Origin of the sequence: Facklamia sp. P12937 (genome assembly GCF_050409505.1) — a bacterium.
In the GTDB taxonomy this organism is placed as follows: domain Bacteria; phylum Bacillota; class Bacilli; order Lactobacillales; family Aerococcaceae; genus Facklamia.
The window spans coordinates 23,801-41,398 of record NZ_JBNUPI010000002.1 but is presented as its reverse complement, the minus strand read 5'-3'; the positions used below and the strand labels follow the sequence as shown (position 1 = coordinate 41,398).

At 36.2% G+C, this 17,598-nt stretch carries 17 protein-coding genes; 15 read left to right on the top strand and 2 right to left on the bottom strand.

Features of this window, described 5'->3' with window-relative positions; all coding sequences use genetic code 11:
- Window positions 1–294: 294 nt before the first annotated feature.
- Entirely contained in the window at window positions 295–1,113 is an 819-nt protein-coding gene (locus ACQV2R_RS01010; RefSeq protein ID WP_428873922.1) for a Cof-type HAD-IIB family hydrolase, read from the bottom strand.
- A 126-nt stretch (window positions 1,114–1,239) separates the two neighbouring features.
- On the opposite strand from ACQV2R_RS01010, the gene ACQV2R_RS01005 reads away from it, so the two are divergent.
- The 8 genes from ACQV2R_RS01005 to ACQV2R_RS00970 all read left to right on the top strand — a co-directional run bounded on the left by ACQV2R_RS01005 (window position 1,240) and on the right by ACQV2R_RS00970 (window position 9,813).
- Window positions 1,240–1,578 (top strand): metal-sulfur cluster assembly factor, encoded by a 339-nt coding sequence (locus ACQV2R_RS01005; RefSeq protein ID WP_428873923.1) that lies wholly within the window; start codon window positions 1,240–1,242, stop codon window positions 1,576–1,578.
- Window positions 1,578–2,420: a serine aminopeptidase domain-containing protein gene (locus tag ACQV2R_RS01000; RefSeq protein ID WP_428875443.1), complete on the top strand. Its 843-nt coding sequence runs from the start codon at window positions 1,578–1,580 to the stop codon at window positions 2,418–2,420. Before ACQV2R_RS01005 ends, ACQV2R_RS01000 begins: the two co-directional genes overlap by 1 nt.
- A gap of 16 nt (window positions 2,421–2,436) precedes the next feature.
- The gene (locus tag ACQV2R_RS00995; protein ID WP_428873925.1) at window positions 2,437–2,802 is read left to right on the top strand and encodes a hypothetical protein; all 366 of its coding nucleotides are present in this window, start codon (window positions 2,437–2,439) and stop codon (window positions 2,800–2,802) included.
- A 157-nt stretch (window positions 2,803–2,959) separates the two neighbouring features.
- Entirely contained in the window at window positions 2,960–5,572 is a 2,613-nt protein-coding gene (gene clpB / locus ACQV2R_RS00990; protein WP_428891694.1) for an ATP-dependent chaperone ClpB, read from the top strand.
- Window positions 5,573–5,729: 157 nt separating this feature from the next.
- The gene (locus ACQV2R_RS00985; RefSeq protein WP_428873927.1) at window positions 5,730–6,953 is read left to right on the top strand and encodes an AI-2E family transporter; all 1,224 of its coding nucleotides are present in this window, start codon (window positions 5,730–5,732) and stop codon (window positions 6,951–6,953) included.
- 532 nt (window positions 6,954–7,485) lie between these two features.
- Window positions 7,486–8,097: an NfeD family protein gene (locus ACQV2R_RS00980; protein WP_428875442.1), complete on the top strand. Its 612-nt coding sequence runs from the start codon at window positions 7,486–7,488 to the stop codon at window positions 8,095–8,097.
- Between the two features lie 31 nt (window positions 8,098–8,128).
- Window positions 8,129–9,100 (top strand): flotillin-like protein FloA, encoded by a 972-nt coding sequence (floA, locus tag ACQV2R_RS00975; RefSeq protein ID WP_428873958.1) that lies wholly within the window; start codon window positions 8,129–8,131, stop codon window positions 9,098–9,100.
- 5 nt (window positions 9,101–9,105) lie between these two features.
- Window positions 9,106–9,813 carry a hypothetical protein gene (locus ACQV2R_RS00970; RefSeq protein ID WP_428875828.1) on the top strand — a complete coding sequence of 236 codons (708 nt, stop codon included), beginning with the start codon at window positions 9,106–9,108 and terminating at the stop codon, window positions 9,811–9,813.
- A gap of 15 nt (window positions 9,814–9,828) precedes the next feature.
- Here ACQV2R_RS00970 and ACQV2R_RS00965 read toward each other — a convergent pair whose 3' ends face one another.
- Complete coding sequence (locus ACQV2R_RS00965) at window positions 9,829–11,046, bottom strand: Mbeg1-like protein (RefSeq protein ID WP_428891693.1); 1,218 nt, start codon at window positions 11,044–11,046, stop codon at window positions 9,829–9,831.
- A 253-nt stretch (window positions 11,047–11,299) separates the two neighbouring features.
- Here ACQV2R_RS00965 and rpsB point away from each other — a divergent pair, with 253 nt between their 5' ends.
- The 7 genes from rpsB (at window position 11,300) to rseP (ending at window position 17,541) form a co-directional block, all read left to right on the top strand.
- Window positions 11,300–12,103 (top strand): 30S ribosomal protein S2, encoded by an 804-nt coding sequence (gene rpsB, locus ACQV2R_RS00960; protein WP_428873931.1) that lies wholly within the window; start codon window positions 11,300–11,302, stop codon window positions 12,101–12,103.
- A 152-nt stretch (window positions 12,104–12,255) separates the two neighbouring features.
- Entirely contained in the window at window positions 12,256–13,137 is an 882-nt protein-coding gene (gene tsf, locus ACQV2R_RS00955) for a translation elongation factor Ts (protein ID WP_428873932.1), read from the top strand.
- Between the two features lie 68 nt (window positions 13,138–13,205).
- On the top strand, window positions 13,206–13,934 hold the full coding sequence (pyrH, locus tag ACQV2R_RS00950) for a UMP kinase (protein ID WP_428873933.1): 729 nt from the start codon (window positions 13,206–13,208) through the stop codon (window positions 13,932–13,934).
- Window positions 13,935–14,003: 69 nt separating this feature from the next.
- Window positions 14,004–14,564, top strand: coding sequence for a ribosome recycling factor (gene frr, locus ACQV2R_RS00945; RefSeq protein ID WP_428873934.1), 561 nt, complete (start codon window positions 14,004–14,006; stop codon window positions 14,562–14,564).
- 156 nt (window positions 14,565–14,720) lie between these two features.
- Complete coding sequence (locus tag ACQV2R_RS00940) at window positions 14,721–15,446, top strand: isoprenyl transferase (RefSeq protein WP_428873935.1); 726 nt, start codon at window positions 14,721–14,723, stop codon at window positions 15,444–15,446.
- A 25-nt stretch (window positions 15,447–15,471) separates the two neighbouring features.
- Window positions 15,472–16,269: a phosphatidate cytidylyltransferase gene (locus ACQV2R_RS00935; protein WP_428873936.1), complete on the top strand. Its 798-nt coding sequence runs from the start codon at window positions 15,472–15,474 to the stop codon at window positions 16,267–16,269.
- Between the two features lie 18 nt (window positions 16,270–16,287).
- On the top strand, window positions 16,288–17,541 hold the full coding sequence (gene rseP, locus ACQV2R_RS00930; RefSeq protein WP_428873937.1) for an RIP metalloprotease RseP: 1,254 nt from the start codon (window positions 16,288–16,290) through the stop codon (window positions 17,539–17,541).
- Window positions 17,542–17,598 lie beyond the last annotated feature (57 nt).

The window sequence follows — 17,598 nt, the reverse complement described above, 5'->3', positions numbered from 1 at the left end:
ACTCCTTTCACAAATTAGTCTCTGCACTTACTTGACATAAAATAAAATACCCCCACCAAAAATTGGTTAGGGGGTATGTGAGTTGATTATTTTAATTGAGAAGTTACCTCCAAGAAATGCAGGCTGAGTGGAAGAGTTTCTATTCAGAAAGAGTGATTGAATGCAGCTTCTGAATTTTTTCAAACTGAAAAGTTGCTTCAACATCATAACGCCTCCTTCAATAAGCAAGATTAGAATTTTCTCTTCAAATAAATTATATCAAAGTGAAGCCAGAAATAAAGTAATAACTTATTATTAGTTAAAAGAAAGATTAAAATAATCGATAAGATAATGAGCCAGACCATCTTGATCATTGGAATGCTCAGTAATATCGTTAGCAATATCTTTGAGGGGTTGGATGGCATTACTCATTGCCACGCCATGACCTGCAAATTCAATCATCTCCAAGTCGTTATCTTCATCACCGAAGGCTAGAATATTTTGACGAGGAATATGATAGAAGTCAGCAATGGTTTTAACACCCACTGCCTTGTGTAAATTTTTACTAACCACTTCTAAAACGGGTATTTCACCCCCCCAAGTTCGAACAGAAACTTGATTTGGATAGCTAGCCATGATTTTCTTTTGAATAGGTATTTGGTCTGCTTCCGAAGTGAAAAGGGTTACAGCAATCGGATTATGAATGAGAGTTTGTCGAGAAAGTTTTTGATAGCTTGCGTCTTCGGCTGGATAATAGGGTGACTCAGGAAGATTCATTGAGGAAGTATAAAGACGCTCCTTACCTTCGGCACAAACTAGCTGAATGCCTAATTCATCTTGCCGGTTAAATAAATCAAAGACTATTTCACGATCTAACTCATGGTAGTAACTTGCTAGCCACTCAGGTCGGTCAGGGAAGTGACAATAGGCACCGTTAAAATTAACCATAGGTGTAACGAGGTTTAAGACTTGATAAATTTCTTTACTAGTCCGATAAGGTCTTCCAGTAACGATACAAACTAAATGACCCATGTGATCTAATTTTTGCAATGTTTGAATCGTTAAAGGAGTAAGTTTGGATTGATTGTTTAGAGTAGTGCCATCTAAATCAATGGCAATCATATGTTGGCTCATTAATTCGCCTCCTTTAGAGATTGCTTCGATTATAGCAAAGATGAAAGCTTAAGGGCAACTATTCATGATTATTGGCTAAAAGCTTGAATTGATGTAGAATGAAAACAAAGAAAGTGAGGCGTTTGAATGGATTTAGAAAAAATGCGCGACACAAAAAGTTTAAATGATGAAGAACGTATGATTGTGGATCGTTTATCGAATGTGATTGACCCTGAATTAGGGGTCGATTTAATTAATTTAGGTTTGATTTATCGAGCCGATTTAACTGAAGAGGGGATTTTAAAGATTTTATTAACTCTAACTACTCCAATGTGCCCAATGGCAGATGTTATTGTGGATGAATTAAATGGAACTTTCGAAGATGTTCCTCAAGTTAATAATGTTGAAGTTACTATTACTTTTGATCCACCCTGGTCTTTAGATAAATTATCACGCTATGCCAAGATAGCTTTAGGAGTGATGTAATGGATGTCATGGTTTCTGATTTTGTGATTGAAGATGGGCCATTTGGCCCTCTTCCAGGACGGACTCTATCTCCTAGTGAGCAAGTGAATCAGCCCTTACCACTTGTTTTTTTCTATCATGGATGGACCAACTCAGCTGGTGAACATTTACATTTTGGTATGGAAATTGCCCGACAAGGCTTTCGAGTAGTCATGCCAGATGCCTATTTACATGGGAAAAGAGGGGATAGAAAGTCGCTAGAATTGCAAGGTTTTTTAATGGCTCTTCGAGCTAATATAGAAGAATTTCCATTATTATTCGACCATTTTAAATCGACGACTAAGGATAATTTTGTGGCAGTTTCGGGAATGTCAATGGGAGCAATGACCACTTTACTTTTACTCAGTAGACACCCATTTCTTTCAGCAGCCGTTTCCTTAATGGGGAGTGCGCACATTTCTAAGTTGATTGATCAAAATATTATTAATAACCAGTCATCATCTAATCAAAGTCTAACGAATAATCAACTTTTAAAAGAAACACATAAAGAATTTGCCATTATTTATCAGTCAGATTTAAGTAAGCAAGCCGAAAAGATAGCCAATCGCCCTTTATATATTTGGCATGGCGAAAATGATCCGCTTGTTCCTTATCAAGATACGGTAGAATTTGTGGAATCCATCATCGATCAACCCTATAGTCAAAATACATACTTCAACCACGAACCTGCTTATCATCGGGTTCCATTTAAAGAAATTGTTAAGATGGCCAGCTTTTTAAAGGCAGCTTCTCTTAAAGAGTCCGATCAGATATGGGAGTACGTAGAAAAGCTATCTTTAGAAAGAAAAGATTTTTTTGAATAATAAGAAAGGTGATTGCTTGCAAAAAACTAAACAATGGTTAGACCATCGGGTGGATTTAAGTTCTTATATTGAAAAAGTTAGCCAAGACCAAATCAATCAATTGGTTTTCAAACTGATTCTTCTTTTACCCTCCTCAATGATCGCCACAGATATTCGTAGTGGCTTTCCTCTCTTAATCAGTATCGAAAGGAATCGAATTAAGGATATAGTCTTACAACGAATCTCTCTATTAATTGAAGAATATGCACTTGACCTCTCAGACTGGCATCAATTAAATTTTATAATTGATCAGAGTCAAAAGACTATTAAGAAATATTATCAGGATCATTCATTGATTGATTTAGATTCTATACAAGTGGAAATTAATTACTTTTTAAAATAATTTAAGTAATTTAGTAGAAGTTTATTTTTTCCTAAAAATTTTGCCCCAACCTATTGACCATTCCTGACCAATAGGTTATACTCAATTTAAGCTCTTTGAGAGAGCTTTTAATATAGATTAAATAATTTGACCAATTCTGACCTTAAGGAGTGAGAATATGATAGAAAAAATGACAACCACTTTGCAAAGCGCCATAGCTGAAGCGCAACAAATTGCTATTAGAAGACAGCATCAAGAGATTGATATCCCGCATTTATGGCGTATATTTATTCAAGCAGACCATTATGCTGCAAAATTATATGAAGATATAGGTGTTGATCGGTCGGCTTTTCAAGCAGTGATTGAAGGAGAAATTGATCAATTACCTCAAGTTGCCGGTCAAAATATTCAATATGGCCAACACTTTAGTCAAAGATTTACTCAGTTATTGAATGACGCCAGTCAAATAGCAAAGAAATATAAGGATGAATACTTAGCCACTGAAGTGATTCTACTAGCTTTATATAAGCAAAAAAATAATCCTTTGACCAAATGGTTAAACCAAAAGGCTATTAATGAGTCCCTACTAAGCGAAAGAATTGAGAAATTAAGAGGGGGAGATCGTGTGACATCACAAAACCAAGAAGAGACTTATGAGTCTCTAGATAAATATGCAACGAATCTTAATGATGCGGTTAAAAATAATAAGCTGGATCCAGTAATCGGTCGTGATGAAGAAATTCGTGATGTTATCAGAATTTTATCTAGAAAAACCAAGAACAATCCGATTCTAATTGGTGAGCCAGGTGTAGGTAAAACAGCCATTATCGAAGGATTGGCCCATCGAATTGTTCGCAAAGATGTTCCCGAAAACTTAAAAGATAAGGAACTTTATTCCTTAGATATGGGCTCCTTAATAGCAGGAGCAAAATATCGTGGAGAATTTGAGGAACGTTTAAAAGCCGTTCTTAAAGAGGTAAAAGAATCCGAAGGGAGAATTTTACTCTTCATTGATGAGATTCATACCATTGTTGGTGCAGGTAAGACAGAAGGATCGATGGACGCTGGTAATTTGTTAAAACCGATGCTAGCAAGGGGAGAATTGCACTGTATTGGTGCGACAACCTTAGACGAGTATCGTGAAAACATTGAAAAAGATAAGGCCTTAGAACGTCGATTCCAGCGCGTTTTAGTCCAAGAACCAACAGTTGAAGATACTATTTCTATCCTAAGAGGTCTAAAGGAACGTTACGAGATTCACCATGGGGTCAATATCCATGATAATGCCTTAGTGGCCGCTGCAACCTTATCACATCGATATATTACCGATCGTTTCTTACCAGATAAGGCAATTGACTTAGTTGACGAGGCATCTGCTACTATTCGCGTAGAAATGAATTCTATGCCAACTGAAATGGATGCTGTCAACCGACGGTTAATGCAATTAGAAATTGAAGAGGCTGCCTTGAAAAAAGAATCTGATGAGGCTTCTAAGAAACGTTTAGAAAATCTTCAAGAAGAATTGGCTGATTTAAGAGAAGAAGCCAATCAACTGAAAATGCGTTGGGAAGTAGAAAAAGAAGCTTCTAACGCTTTAAGAGATAAGCGAGAAGCCTTAGATAATGCGCGTAGACAGTTAGAAGAAGCTCAGAGTAATTATGATCTTGAAGCAGCGGCTCGCTTACAGCATGGCGAAATTCCGCATTTAGAGCAAGAATTAAAAGAGTTAGAGGCTAAAGCAGAAGAAACTTTACAGTCTGATACTGAACGGTTAACTCAAGAACGTGTGACTGACGTTGAAATAGCCAAAGTAGTTGAAAGATTAACTGGTATTCCAGTCAGTCGCTTAGTTGAAGGAGAAAGAACCAAGTTAATGCACTTGGATCAAACGCTTCATCAAAGAGTGATGGGGCAAGATGAAGCGGTAGAAAAAGTAACACAAGCTATCCTAAGATCAAGAGCTGGTTTGCAAGATCCACGTAAACCAATTGGTTCCTTCCTCTTCCTAGGTCCAACCGGTGTTGGTAAAACAGAATTAGCCAAGTCCTTGGCCGAAGTCTTATTCGATGATGAAAACCACATGGTTCGAATCGATATGTCTGAGTACATGGAGAAGCATTCCGTTTCTCGTTTAGTCGGGGCCCCTCCAGGTTATATTGGTTATGAAGAAGGTGGCCAATTAACAGAAGCTGTAAGACGTAGTCCATATTCCATTGTCTTATTAGACGAGATTGAAAAAGCTCACCCAGATGTTTTTAATATTCTCTTACAAGTTTTAGATGATGGCCGTCTGACTGATTCTAAAGGTCGTGTTGTAGATTTCAAAAACACTGTTTTAATCATGACTTCTAATATTGCTTCTCATTTATTATTAGAAGGAGTGAGTGATAAGGGAGAAATTCTAGCTGAAGTAGAAACACAAGTAAATCAAGCCTTAAGCAACCACTTTAAACCTGAATTTCTCAACCGAATTGATGATGTCGTTCTCTTTAAACCTTTAACTCGAGCAGATTTACAAGGTGTAGTAGAGAAATTCTTAAAAGATTTACGTCATCGTTTGGCTTATCAAGAAATTGAACTCCAATTAACCTCAGAAGCCATCAATTGGCTAGCGGATAAAGGTTATGATCCGATTTATGGAGCCCGTCCTTTATTACGTTTTATTACTAAAGAATTGGAAAATCCATTAGCTAAAGCGATTATAGCGGGTGATATTCTGCCAAACTCACTTGTAAAAGTGGATTTAGCTAATGATCATTTGCAATTTGAAGGGTTAGCATCCGGTAATTAATTGCCATATCTTCTAATTAAATCTTTTACTATAAGTTAAGGTCCTGATTGATTATCAGGGCCTTTTTTACAATTAAACTAGTGAAAACATACCTTCTAAATGGTGTAAAAAGGACTAAAAGATGCTAGAATAGAATGCATGAGAAAGGGGAATGCTTTTGAAACAAATTGATAGATTAGATAAAATTGTTGTTCGCTACATCTTTTTAATTGCTGGTTTAGTCTTAGCAATCTTTAATTATGATGTGATTTTTTCATGGATTAATCGTTTAGGCCAAGTTTTTTTACCGATTCTTTCGGGCCTCGCGATTGCTTATGTTTTAAATATTTTAATGGTGCGTTATGAAGACTTGCTAAAGAAAGTCTCAGATAAAAGTTGGATTAAACCCTACCGACGCCCGATCGCCATTCTTTTGTCTCTTATAACAATTATTTTAGTATTGTTATTTGTCTTAGGCTTGGTCTTACCACAAGTTTACAATGTAATTACAGAGTTTATTACAGCTGTTCCCTTTCAAATTACACGCATAGAAGAAGCGCTTACCAATCTTGAGAAAATGTTACCAGCAGAATCGATGGAATTCTTAGACCGTTTTGAAATAAATTGGGCTGATATTCTTAAAAGTATTCAAGATATGGGAAATCGATTTATCACTGGAGTAGTAAATACCACCCTCTCTACGGTCGGTTCTTTAACTTCTATTATTATTAATGGAGTATTGGCCTTCATTTTCTCTATCTATTTACTGTTATCGAAAGAAAAACTAATGGACCAATTTTTAAGAATCGTTACCACTTATACTAGTAAGCCGGTATCACGCAGAATATTTTATGTGTTAACGACATTGAATGACTCTTTTAAACATTTCTTTACAGGATCTGTGATTGAAGCAATCATATTAGGTTTTTTAGTTACCGTAGGTATGTGGATCTTTAGATTTCCTTATGCTGGAATGATTGGATCTCTAACTGGTTTCTTTGCTTTGGTTCCTATGCTAGGCGCTTATATTTCAGGAGCTATTGGTGCCTTATTAATTTCAGTGCAATCGGTTCCCCAGGCATTATGGTTTATTATCTTTATCATTCTCATCCAGCAATTCGAAGGAAATGTCATTTATCCACGAGTTGTGGGAGGATCGATAGGATTGCCAGGTATGTGGGTTTTATTCGCTGTAACCATTGGCGGGGGACTATACGGAGTAGCTGGTATGTTGCTAGGAGTTCCGATAGCTTCCGCTATCTACAAAATAATTAAGCGCGATGTCCTAGAGCGTGAGACTTATTCTTACGAAGAAAGACAAAAGTTATTACATATTGCTAAATACGACTCTTTTAAGCAAGTAGCTGATGATAATCAAGAGTCAAATCAAGATTTTAATTAATTTTATTAAACTCCCTCCCTGATTTAGGCACTGACCCCAAATAGTGAGGCAAACATAAAAACACCTCCGTTGAATTCGTGTGAAATGAATTTAATGGAGGTGTTTGATTAGGGTTAATCACCTAGCTTACTCTGCAGAAACAAAATCGAAATGTATTGAAATGAAAAATGAAGGCCGGACTAATAAACAAATAATAGATGAATGAAACATTAAGAACACGTCTCAAGTAAAAACTTGCTGGCCTTGGGATCGTTAAAGTCAAACCTAGCGCTTCAATCAAGCCGGCGGTAAACAATAGACTTATGGCAAAGGATTCGAAGAACTTAGCGAGATAAATCCACTCAAAATCGAATTAAAACGCCAACAAGCAGCCTAACAAAGGTGTTTTTATTCTGTCCTATTTATGGGGTGCAGTGCCTACCCTTAATTAGGAGTTTTTATTTAAATATGAAATTATAAGACTTTAGTTCGCATGATTTTGCTACTAATGAAAGCAATTTCATGATATAATTTAACTAAAGGAGGTGGTTTCATGCTTATAAGTTTTTTTCTAGCAATTAGTGCTTTAGTAGTATCATTATATACGCGCTGGACTTGGTTATTATGGTCCATTGCAGCTGTTCTTTTTGCCATGTTTTTTGGGATAGAAGGCCAAGCAATATTGCACTATTTAATCTTTATGATTGGTGTCATATTGCTGATTCTTGAGGTGTATATACCAGATTTAGGTTTAACAGGATCAGTTGGCTTAATCGCTTTTATTTTAGGTTTATGGCTAAAGTTTCAAGATTTATCGACTGTTACTCTAATTGTATTAGCTAGCTTAGCGATTGTTCTCATTTTATTCTTGATTTTTAATAAGATGGGTTACAATTTGCAGTTTAGTCCCGATTTTATCTTGGATAAAGCAATTAACAAAGATGCAAATTCCAATTCAGAGACTAAGGATCATACTTATCTTGCAAGCTTAGTTGGTAAAGAAGGAATAACGGTAGGAGGCTTGAGGCCGGTTGGTAAAATAAAAGTCGATGATCATTATTTTGAAGCATACAGTCTAGAAGAGATGATAGCTGCTAACCAACCGATTAAAATTGTCAAAGTTGTTGACAAAAAAATTTATGTAAGGAGCGAAATGAATGGATAATTTTTATCTGGATGAAGGGTCACCCATAGTGATGACTGTAGTTATTATTTTATTACTGATTTTCTTGATTTCAGTGTTCTTAAGATTTGTTCCAATTGGCTTATGGGTAACTGCTTATTTTTCCGGCGCTAAAGTTTCAATAGGTGATTTAATAGGGATGCGCTTAAGAAGAGTTAAGCCTGCTTATATTGTTAATCCCTTAATTAAAGCCACCAAAGCCGGTGTACCGATTACAACTGATCAATTAGAAGCTCATTTTTTAGCAGGTGGAGACGTTAACCAAGTGGTTGATGCCTTGATAGCTGCCCAGCGTGCTAATATTGATTTAGAGTTCGAACAAGCTGCCGCTATTGATTTAGCAGGGCGAAATGTTTTTGAAGCCGTTCAAGTTTCAGTTAACCCGAAGGTTATTGAAACACCGGTTATTGCAGGTGTAGCTATGGATGGTATTGAAGTTAAAGCCAAAGCTAAAGTTACTGTACGTGCTAATATTGAACGATTAGTAGGTGGTGCGGGTGAAGAAACAATCATTGCCCGTGTAGGGGAAGGTATTGTAACGACTGTAGGTTCAGCTTCGACCCACTCCATTGTATTGGAAAATCCCGATTCCATTTCGCAAACAATCCTTAGAAAAGGTTTAGACTCAGGAACTGCTTTTGAAATACTTTCGATTGATATTGCTGACGTTGACGTCGGACGTAATATTGGAGCTAAATTACAAACCGATCAAGCGGAAGCAGATAAGAAGATTGCTCAAGCTAAGGCTGAAGAGCGTCGTGCAGTAGCCGTTGCTCAAGAGCAAGAAAATATTGCCGAAGTTCAGAAAATGCGTGCCAAGGTGGTTGAAGCGGAATCTCAAGTTCCTCTAGCTGTTGCTGAAGCCTTCCGTAATGGGCGTATCGGTATTAAGGATTATTATGATTTAGAAAATATTCAATCAGATACACAAATGCGTGAATCGATTGCAAAAAGTGGTACGCCACATAATAATGAAAATGAGTGATTATAATGGGATTTTTTGAAATAATAATTCTGGGATTTATTATCAACTATTTCGGTTCAAAAATAAAAAAAATGAATCGTCAGAATGGTTCTTTTGATTCCATTAAGGATAAAATGTTTCAAAGTTTAGATCAATTAGAAACAACTACTTATCATGAAAAGTATCCCAATCTCGATAATTTCTTTGAGACCGATGAAGAATCAGAGAAAAAATTTGAATCAGAAGTTAATAAAATTCAAGAAGGAAAGATTGATGTAGATCCTCAAACAATCGATCGTTTAAAAAGAAAATACCGAAAGGATATTCAATCTTTTTCTAACGATTTAAAAAAACAAGTAAATCAATTGATTGAGCAAGGTCCTCAAGCAGTTAAAGATAAAGCTATTCAATTGTCGGCATATCACCCTAACCGTGAAAAATTATTAGAAATTGCTAAATACTACGAGGATTTTGTGAATGAATTTCAAGAGCATCCTAGCAAAGGAGATTTAATCGCTAAATCTTCAACGGTTACCCAAGATTTTAATGATTTTTCTGATATGGACTATGAAATGGAACAATTCATTATTGAAGGGGAAGAGTTAGCTGAGTTTAGTCAACCAATGCAGGTTCAACGATTAAGCTCTCGAGAGGATTCTACCAACCATTCCAATCAGTTAAAAGAAGCCATTATATGGTCAGAAATTCTAGGACCGCCTAGGTCTAGAAAATAAAAAAATCCTATTCTGTTATTTATCAGAATAGGATTTTTTTTTATCGCTGCCAAAGGCATTATAAAATACTTTTACCATTTGTTTAAAGTTCTTTCGCGCTTCGATAATCGATTGATTGAGATTTATTAAATGATATTGTCTTAAATCATTTCTAAAAAATTGAATATACTGTTTAGCAAAATCACGCAAATCCTTTTGCAAGGATGGGTCAAATTGTCTAAAACGGTAATGAACTTTGTTTAGATAATAGGTTGGCTGATTAATGAGTTGGTTAATCGATTGCGCTTCACAGGCATCAATTAAGTCAATTAGAGCAGAGATAATACGTTTTCGTCTAGCGGGAGAGTTTCGCAAGATCCAGTTTTTATTGATTTGATTGATACTTTGGCTGGTGATTGTTAATTGTTTCGCTCGTTGAAATTGTTTCCCTTCAATTTTCCAATTTGCTAGATTATGTTGCATCAGTCCACGCTTTTTACTTTTAATTATAATGGCTTTTTGATCATGGAAAAGCAAGTTACCAATAATACTATCTTCAGGAATAATACGGATATGCTTTTTGTTCACACGTTTCATCTTATTTTGACGCAAGTTAACGGTATGAAAGCCAGGTGAATCCAAAGTGTAAATTATTTTAATCTGACTAATAGTTTCAAGAGACATTTGGCTAGCTGCATAGAGAGCTAAGTGGCCTCCTTTAGAATGTCCTCCTAATATTAAATGACTGGTCGGATGAGCTTGAATGACTTTTTCAAGGTATTGGCTCGCAATAATTTGTGCCGGAATGGATGATTGGTAGGTGAGGATGATATCCTCCTTCCAACCTACTATCATGTCATCGGTGCCACGAAAAGAAACGAAAAGGAAGTTGTTTCCTAAATCTACTAATAGAAAGGCTGACTGAGTTTCTAATTTAAAGTCTATTGAGTTTAAAAAACCACTAATTCTTAAATTTTTAAACCGACGATAGTCTGCGATTTTTTTAATCAGTTGACTCCTAAAAGGATTGGCCATTGTTTGATCGGTTTCTTGAAAATATTGGTTAAAGGGTTGGTATAGTCTAGCTAGATGCTTAAAAGTTAAACCATCTTTAAAATCCATTGAATCGGTAAAAAACCGATCGATAGGGAGGTAGGTTAGTTCTAAGATAATCGCAGCATCTAGTTCATTAAAGGGTTCCTCTTGAAAGCTTAATTGACCATATTGCTCTAAATAAGTATATAATGATGACATGCTGACACCTCCTAGCTCTTAGTTTAGCCGAATGGAGCGTTATAAAGCAAATGTATGAGTGAAAAAAGTAAAGTTGAATTAAAATAGTTTAAAAGCAAAAATTCATTTGCATTTTTTGATCGAATAGCTTATATTTATAAGAGTGCTTAGGCACAATTCACACGTTAGTGGATAGTTACTAGGGTGCTCTCATGAGTCTAATAGCTAAATGAAACTAGCGGAGGAAAATACAAAACCAAAAGGAGTTTATAATATGGCAGTTATTTCAATGAAACAATTGTTAGAAGCTGGTGTGCACTTTGGACACCAAACACGTCGCTGGAATCCTAAAATGAAACGTTACATCTTTACAGAACGTAACGGTATTTACATCATCGACTTACAAAAAACGGTTAAGTTGGTAGATGAAGCATATAATTTCATGCGAGATGCAGTTGCTGATGGTGGCGTTGCTTTGTTCGTAGGAACTAAGAAGCAAGCTCAGCAAGCAATTGAAGAACAAGCTGAAAGAGCAGGTCAGTACTACATTAACCACCGTTGGTTAGGTGGCTTATTAACAAACTGGGATACCATCCAAGGACGTATTCGTCGTCTAAAAGCTTTAGAGCAAATGGAAGTAGATGGAACTTTCGATGTGCTTCCTAAAAAAGAGGTCGGTGAATTACGTAAAGAGTGGGATCGATTAGAAAAATTCTTAGGTGGTATCAAAGATATGCCAAGAATACCTGACGTGATCTTTATCGTAGACCCACGCAAAGAGCGTATCGCGGTTCAAGAGGCTCGTAAATTAAATATTCCAATTGTTGCGATGGTGGACACTAACTGTGACCCTGATGAGATTGACTATGTTATTCCAGCAAACGATGATGCCATTCGTGCCATTAAATTAATTACAAGCTCTATGGCAGAAGCAACAATTGAAGCAAATCAAGGTCAAATTGACGTGGACACTGATGAGCAAGGGGATAGCCAATTCTTTGATAACTTATTTGACAACAAGGAAGAAAATACAGAATCAGAAGAAGCTGAAAGCTCTCCAGCGACTGAAGCTGAATAAATAAATTAAGAAAAGCTGTCAAAAGTTGCCAAGCATCTTTAGACAGCTTTTTTATGAAAATACATACATTAGGCTTTAGCAAGCTGAATAATTTTGATATAATAATTAAGGTAGCACATTATTGAATGATATTTCCAAGGAGGATTTTATAGATGGCAAAAGTAACTGCAAAACAAGTAAAAGAATTACGTGATATGACTGGTGTTGGAATGATGGATGCTAAGAAAGCCTTAGTTGAAGTTGATGGAGATATGGACAAAGCAGTCGACTTATTACGTGAAAAAGGACTTGCAAAGGCTGCTAAGAAAGCAGACCGTATCGCTGCAGAAGGTTTAACTGCAAGCTATATTGATGGAAATACTGCTGCATTAGTTGAAGTAAACTCTGAAACAGACTTTGTTTCAAAAAATGACAAGTTCATTACATTAGTTAATGATATTGTAAAAGCTGTTGCTGAAGGTAAACCAGCTGATATGGAAGCAGCCAATGCCTTGGAAGTTAATGGACAAACAATCGCAGAATTAATTACAGAATCAACTATTGTAATTGGTGAAAAACTTTCTTTCCGTCGCTTTGCCCTTTTAAATAAAGGGGATAATGATGTCTTCGGTGAATATTCTCACCAAGGAGGACGGATTGGTGTTTTAACTGTCGTTGCAGATTCTAAAGATGAAGATGTAGCTAAAGACGTTGCGATGCATGTTGCTGCAATCAACCCTAAATACCTAAATCGTGAAGATGTAGATGCTGAAGTAATCGAACGCGAAAAAACTGTTCAACGCGAGCTAACATTAAACGAAGGCAAGCCTGAAAAGATTGTCGACAAGATTGTTGAAGGTCGTATGAATAAGTTCTACGGCGAAATCGTATTGAACGAGCAAGCTTTCGTTAAAGATGGCGATCAAAAAGTTGCAGATTATGTTGGTGCTAAAGGGGGTAAAGTTACTGAGTATGTACGTTTTGAAGTTGGAGAAGGAATTGAAAAACGTAAAGATAACTTTGCTGAAGAAGTAGCCGCTCAAATGGGCAAGTAATTTACAACATTTAATAGAGACCCCAGTTTTTGCTGGGGTCTTTTTAAAGGAAAAGAAGGGTGAGAATAATGGTTAAAACAAAATATCAAAGAGCAATTCTAAAACTGAGTGGAGAGGCTTTAGCAGGTGAAAATGGATTTGGCATTGACCCTGCGACAGTCCGTTCAATTACCCAACAACTTAAAGAAGTTTATCAATTAGGCATTGAAATAGCTATTGTTGTAGGGGGCGGAAATATTTGGCGTGGATCGATTGGTGCTGAAATGGGAATGGACCGGGCACAAGCAGATTATATGGGTATGTTAGCAACTGTAATGAATGCTTTATCCTTGCAAGATGCATTAGAAAATCTGGATGTCCCCTCAAGAGTTCAAACATCTATTGAAATGCGTGCTGTAGCTGAGCCTTATATTCGCAGACGTGCGATTCGTCATCTTCAAAAGGGTCGAGTAGTTATTTTCGCTGGTGGTACTGGTAACCCTTATTTCACAACAGATACCACTGCTGCTTTGAGAGCGGCTGAAATTGAAGCAGACGTTATTCTGATGGCTAAAAACAATGTGGATGGTGTTTACAGTGCAGATCCAAAGACGGATGAAACAGCTACTAAATATGAAAATTTAACCCACTTGGATGTTATCTCTAAAGGCTTAAAAGTAATGGATTCTACGGCTTCTTCCTTGTCTATGGATAACAACATTCCATTAGTTGTCTTTAACTTAAACGAACCTGGGAATATTAAACGTGTCATTCTTGGTGAAAATATTGGAACAACTGTTGGAAATAATCATGATTAGTTCTAACTTTTCTTACAATGCTTAAATATGGTATAATAAAATAACTATGGATCATATAGGAGGAAGAAAATGGCTGCTGATAATATATTAAAAAATACTGAAAGCCGAATGCAAAAATCAATTGAAGCTTTTCAACGTGAATTAGGAACTATTCGCGCTGGAGTTGCTAATGCTAGTATTTTAGACCGTGTCATGGTGGAATACTATGGAACACCTACGGCATTAAACCAGTTAGCTTCAATTAATACACCTGAAGCAAGAATGTTAGTAATTTCACCTTATGATAAGAGTTCGCTTCAAGATATTGAGCGTGCAATCATGATGAGTGATGTGGGAATTACACCTACAAATGACGGTGAAGTTATTCGTCTTGTGATACCTGCATTGACTAAAGAAAGACGAGAAGAATTAGTTAAAGTAATCGGTAAAGAACAAGAAAATGCAAAAGTTTCAGTAAGAAATATTCGTCGAGATGCAATGGATGAAGCTAAGCGACTTGAAAAAGATAGTGAAATTACTGAAGATGAATTAAAACGTTATGAAAAGGATATTCAGCAAATAACTGATAATGCGACTAAGGAAATTGATCGCCTAACTTCAGTTAAAGAAGATGAAATCAGAAATAACTAAAAACCGACCAAAAATCAAGTCAAGAAGTCTTGACTTGATTTTTTATTATGAATGACTAGAATTTTATGATTAAACAACTTCTTCTAGTTTTCTTTTAATATACAATTTCTTTCTGCTATAATTAAAAGGTATTTATGCTACTGAAAGGAAACAACCATGAATTTAGATAATATGAAGATCCCTAACCATGTTGCAATTATTATGGATGGTAACGGTCGCTGGGCTAAAAAGCGTTTTTTACCTCGAGTAATGGGGCATAAAAAGGGAGTCGAGACCATCAAAAAAATTACCATTCGTGCACACCAACTTAAAATCAAGGTATTAACGGTTTATGCTTTTTCTACAGAGAATTGGGCGCGTCCCAAGGATGAAGTGGATTACTTAATGTCTTTGCCAAAAGACTTTTTTGAATCCTTCATGCCTCAATTAATGGAAAATAATGTTAAAGTTACCTATATTGGTAATGCTAATCGTTTACCTGAAGAAACTAAGAAAATCTTAGATCGAGCAGTAGAAAAAACGCAGGATAATAGTGGATTGATTTTAAACATTGCTTTAAATTATGGTGGACGTCAAGAGATAGTCCAAGCCATTCAAAGTATTAGTCAGGCAGTTTTAAAAAATGAAATAAAGCCAGAAGAAATTACCGAAGAATTAGTTGATCAGTCTCTAATGACTCAAGATCTTGCTTCATACTCAAATCCAGACTTGATGATTCGAACTTCTGGTGAATTAAGACTCAGCAATTTCTTATTATGGCAATTAGCCTATAGTGAATTCTATTTTACAAAGGTCTTATGGCCTGATTTTTCAACTGAAGACTTTGATCAAGCGATTGCAGCTTATAGTGAAAGACAGAGAAGATTCGGTAAAATCTCTTAAATGTTAGAAAGGAGTAGGGATCAAAATGAAACAAAGAATCATTACAGCAATTATTGGGATCTCTATTTATCTACCATTTGTCATCTTGGGTGGGAAATGGTTTAGCTATTGTATAATGTTGTTGGGTGCAATAGCCTTGTACGAAATGGCTGAGATGAAAAAAATCGATTATTTAAATGAAATAGGCTTAATATCAACTTTAGCCTTAGCCTCGGTCCTCTTACCAGAGAAATATTTTGGTCCTATTTTTTCTGAGGCAGACCCCTTGATGATTTTTTATTTAGCAGGAATGTTATTGTTGATTTTGACGGTTTATAATTATCAACGTTTTAATTTTGTAGATGCATCCACTTTAATTTTTGCTTCGCTTTATATAGGTTTTGGCTTTCGTTATTTAATAATGATTAGAGACCTTGGTTTAACGACTATTCTATATGTTCTTTTGGTGATTTGGTCAACGGATACTGGAGCTTATTTAATAGGTAGAAAGTATGGGAAGAATAAGCTGGCTCCCAGAATAAGTCCTAACAAAACAGTAGAAGGAGCTTTGGGTGGCGTAGCAACCGCTTTTGTAGTCGCTAGTATTTACAGTCTCTTTTTTACTGTTGAAATAAAAAATCCACAATATCTTGGCTTTTTAACCATTCTTATCTCTATAGCTGGTCAGTTCGGTGATTTAGTAGAATCCGCCTATAAGAGAGACTTTGGTGTGAAAGATTCGGGCAAATTACTTCCAGGACATGGGGGAGTATTGGATCGTTTTGATTCAACAATATTTGCCAGCATCATGTTTGTTGTATGGAATAACTTTTTAGGTGTTTAATTAGAAATGGAGTAAGCGATGTTAAAAACAGTTTTAGTTTTCTTAATTATCTTTTCGATTATTGTGATTATTCATGAGTTTGGGCACTTATATTGGGCTAAAAAAGCAGGCATCTTAGTGAGAGAATTTTCACTAGGGATGGGACCTAAAATCTTTTCAAAACAAGCCGAAGATGGGACAACCTACACTATTCGTGCTTTACCAATGGGAGGTTATGTTCGTTTAGCTGGTTTAAATGAAGAAGCTGAAGTTCAACCGGGACAATCTTTAGGTTTAACTTTCAATGAACAAAATAAGGTTATTAAAATTAACCTTAGTGAGACTAGTGATATCAATGAACTACCTGTTCGATTAGATAAGGCCGATTTGGTAAATGAGATGACTCTTGAAGTTTATGAACAAGGGGAAGATTATCTTAAAACTTATCATGTCCATCCTCAAGCAGAAATCATTGAAAAAGATGGAACCATTATTCGTGTAGCCCCCTTAGCAACGCGTTATGAATCAGTTCCAGTTTGGCATAAGATTCTCACTAATTTTGGTGGGCCACTTAATAACTTTATCTTATCGATTGTTGCTTTTGCGATAGTCGGTTTAATGCTTCCAGGAATTCCTACCACTACCAATCAAATAGGTCAAGTGGTTGAGGGCAGTCCTGCTGCAGGAGCTGGTTTGCAAGCTGGGGATCGAATCACTAAAGTTAATGAAGAAGAGACCAAAGATTGGCAAGGCTTAGTGGATTTAATTGCCCAATACCCTAAAGAGACAGTACGATTAGAAATTCAAAGACAAGACCAAGTCATTAAAAAAGAACTCCAATTGGAGGAGAATGAATTGGGATATGGTTCATTAGGAATTACCGTCAGTCAATCGACATCGCTTAAAGATCGTTTGTTTTTTGGTTTTACAGCTACCTATCGAACTTTCATCATGGTCCTTTCGGCCTTGGCCACATTATTTTCACGTGGTTTTGATTTAAATATGTTAGGAGGACCTGTGGCAATGGCTCAGGCAACTAGCACGGTTGCTAATGAAGGCTTGATCGATATGGTTGCTTTTCTTGCCTCCTTATCCACCAATCTAGGAATTGTTAATTTATTACCGATACCGGCATTAGATGGAGGAAAAATTGTCCTGAACTTAATTGAATTAGTTAGAGGTAAAGCTCTCAGCCAAGAAAAAGAAGGTTTAGTTACCATGGTAGGGGTTGTTTTAGTATTGATTTTGATGATTGCAGTTACTTGGAATGACATTATGCGAGCATTTTTCTAGGAACAAAATCCCTGTCTTTTACGGGTTTTTTTAAGTGATGCATTGTGAAATTAAATG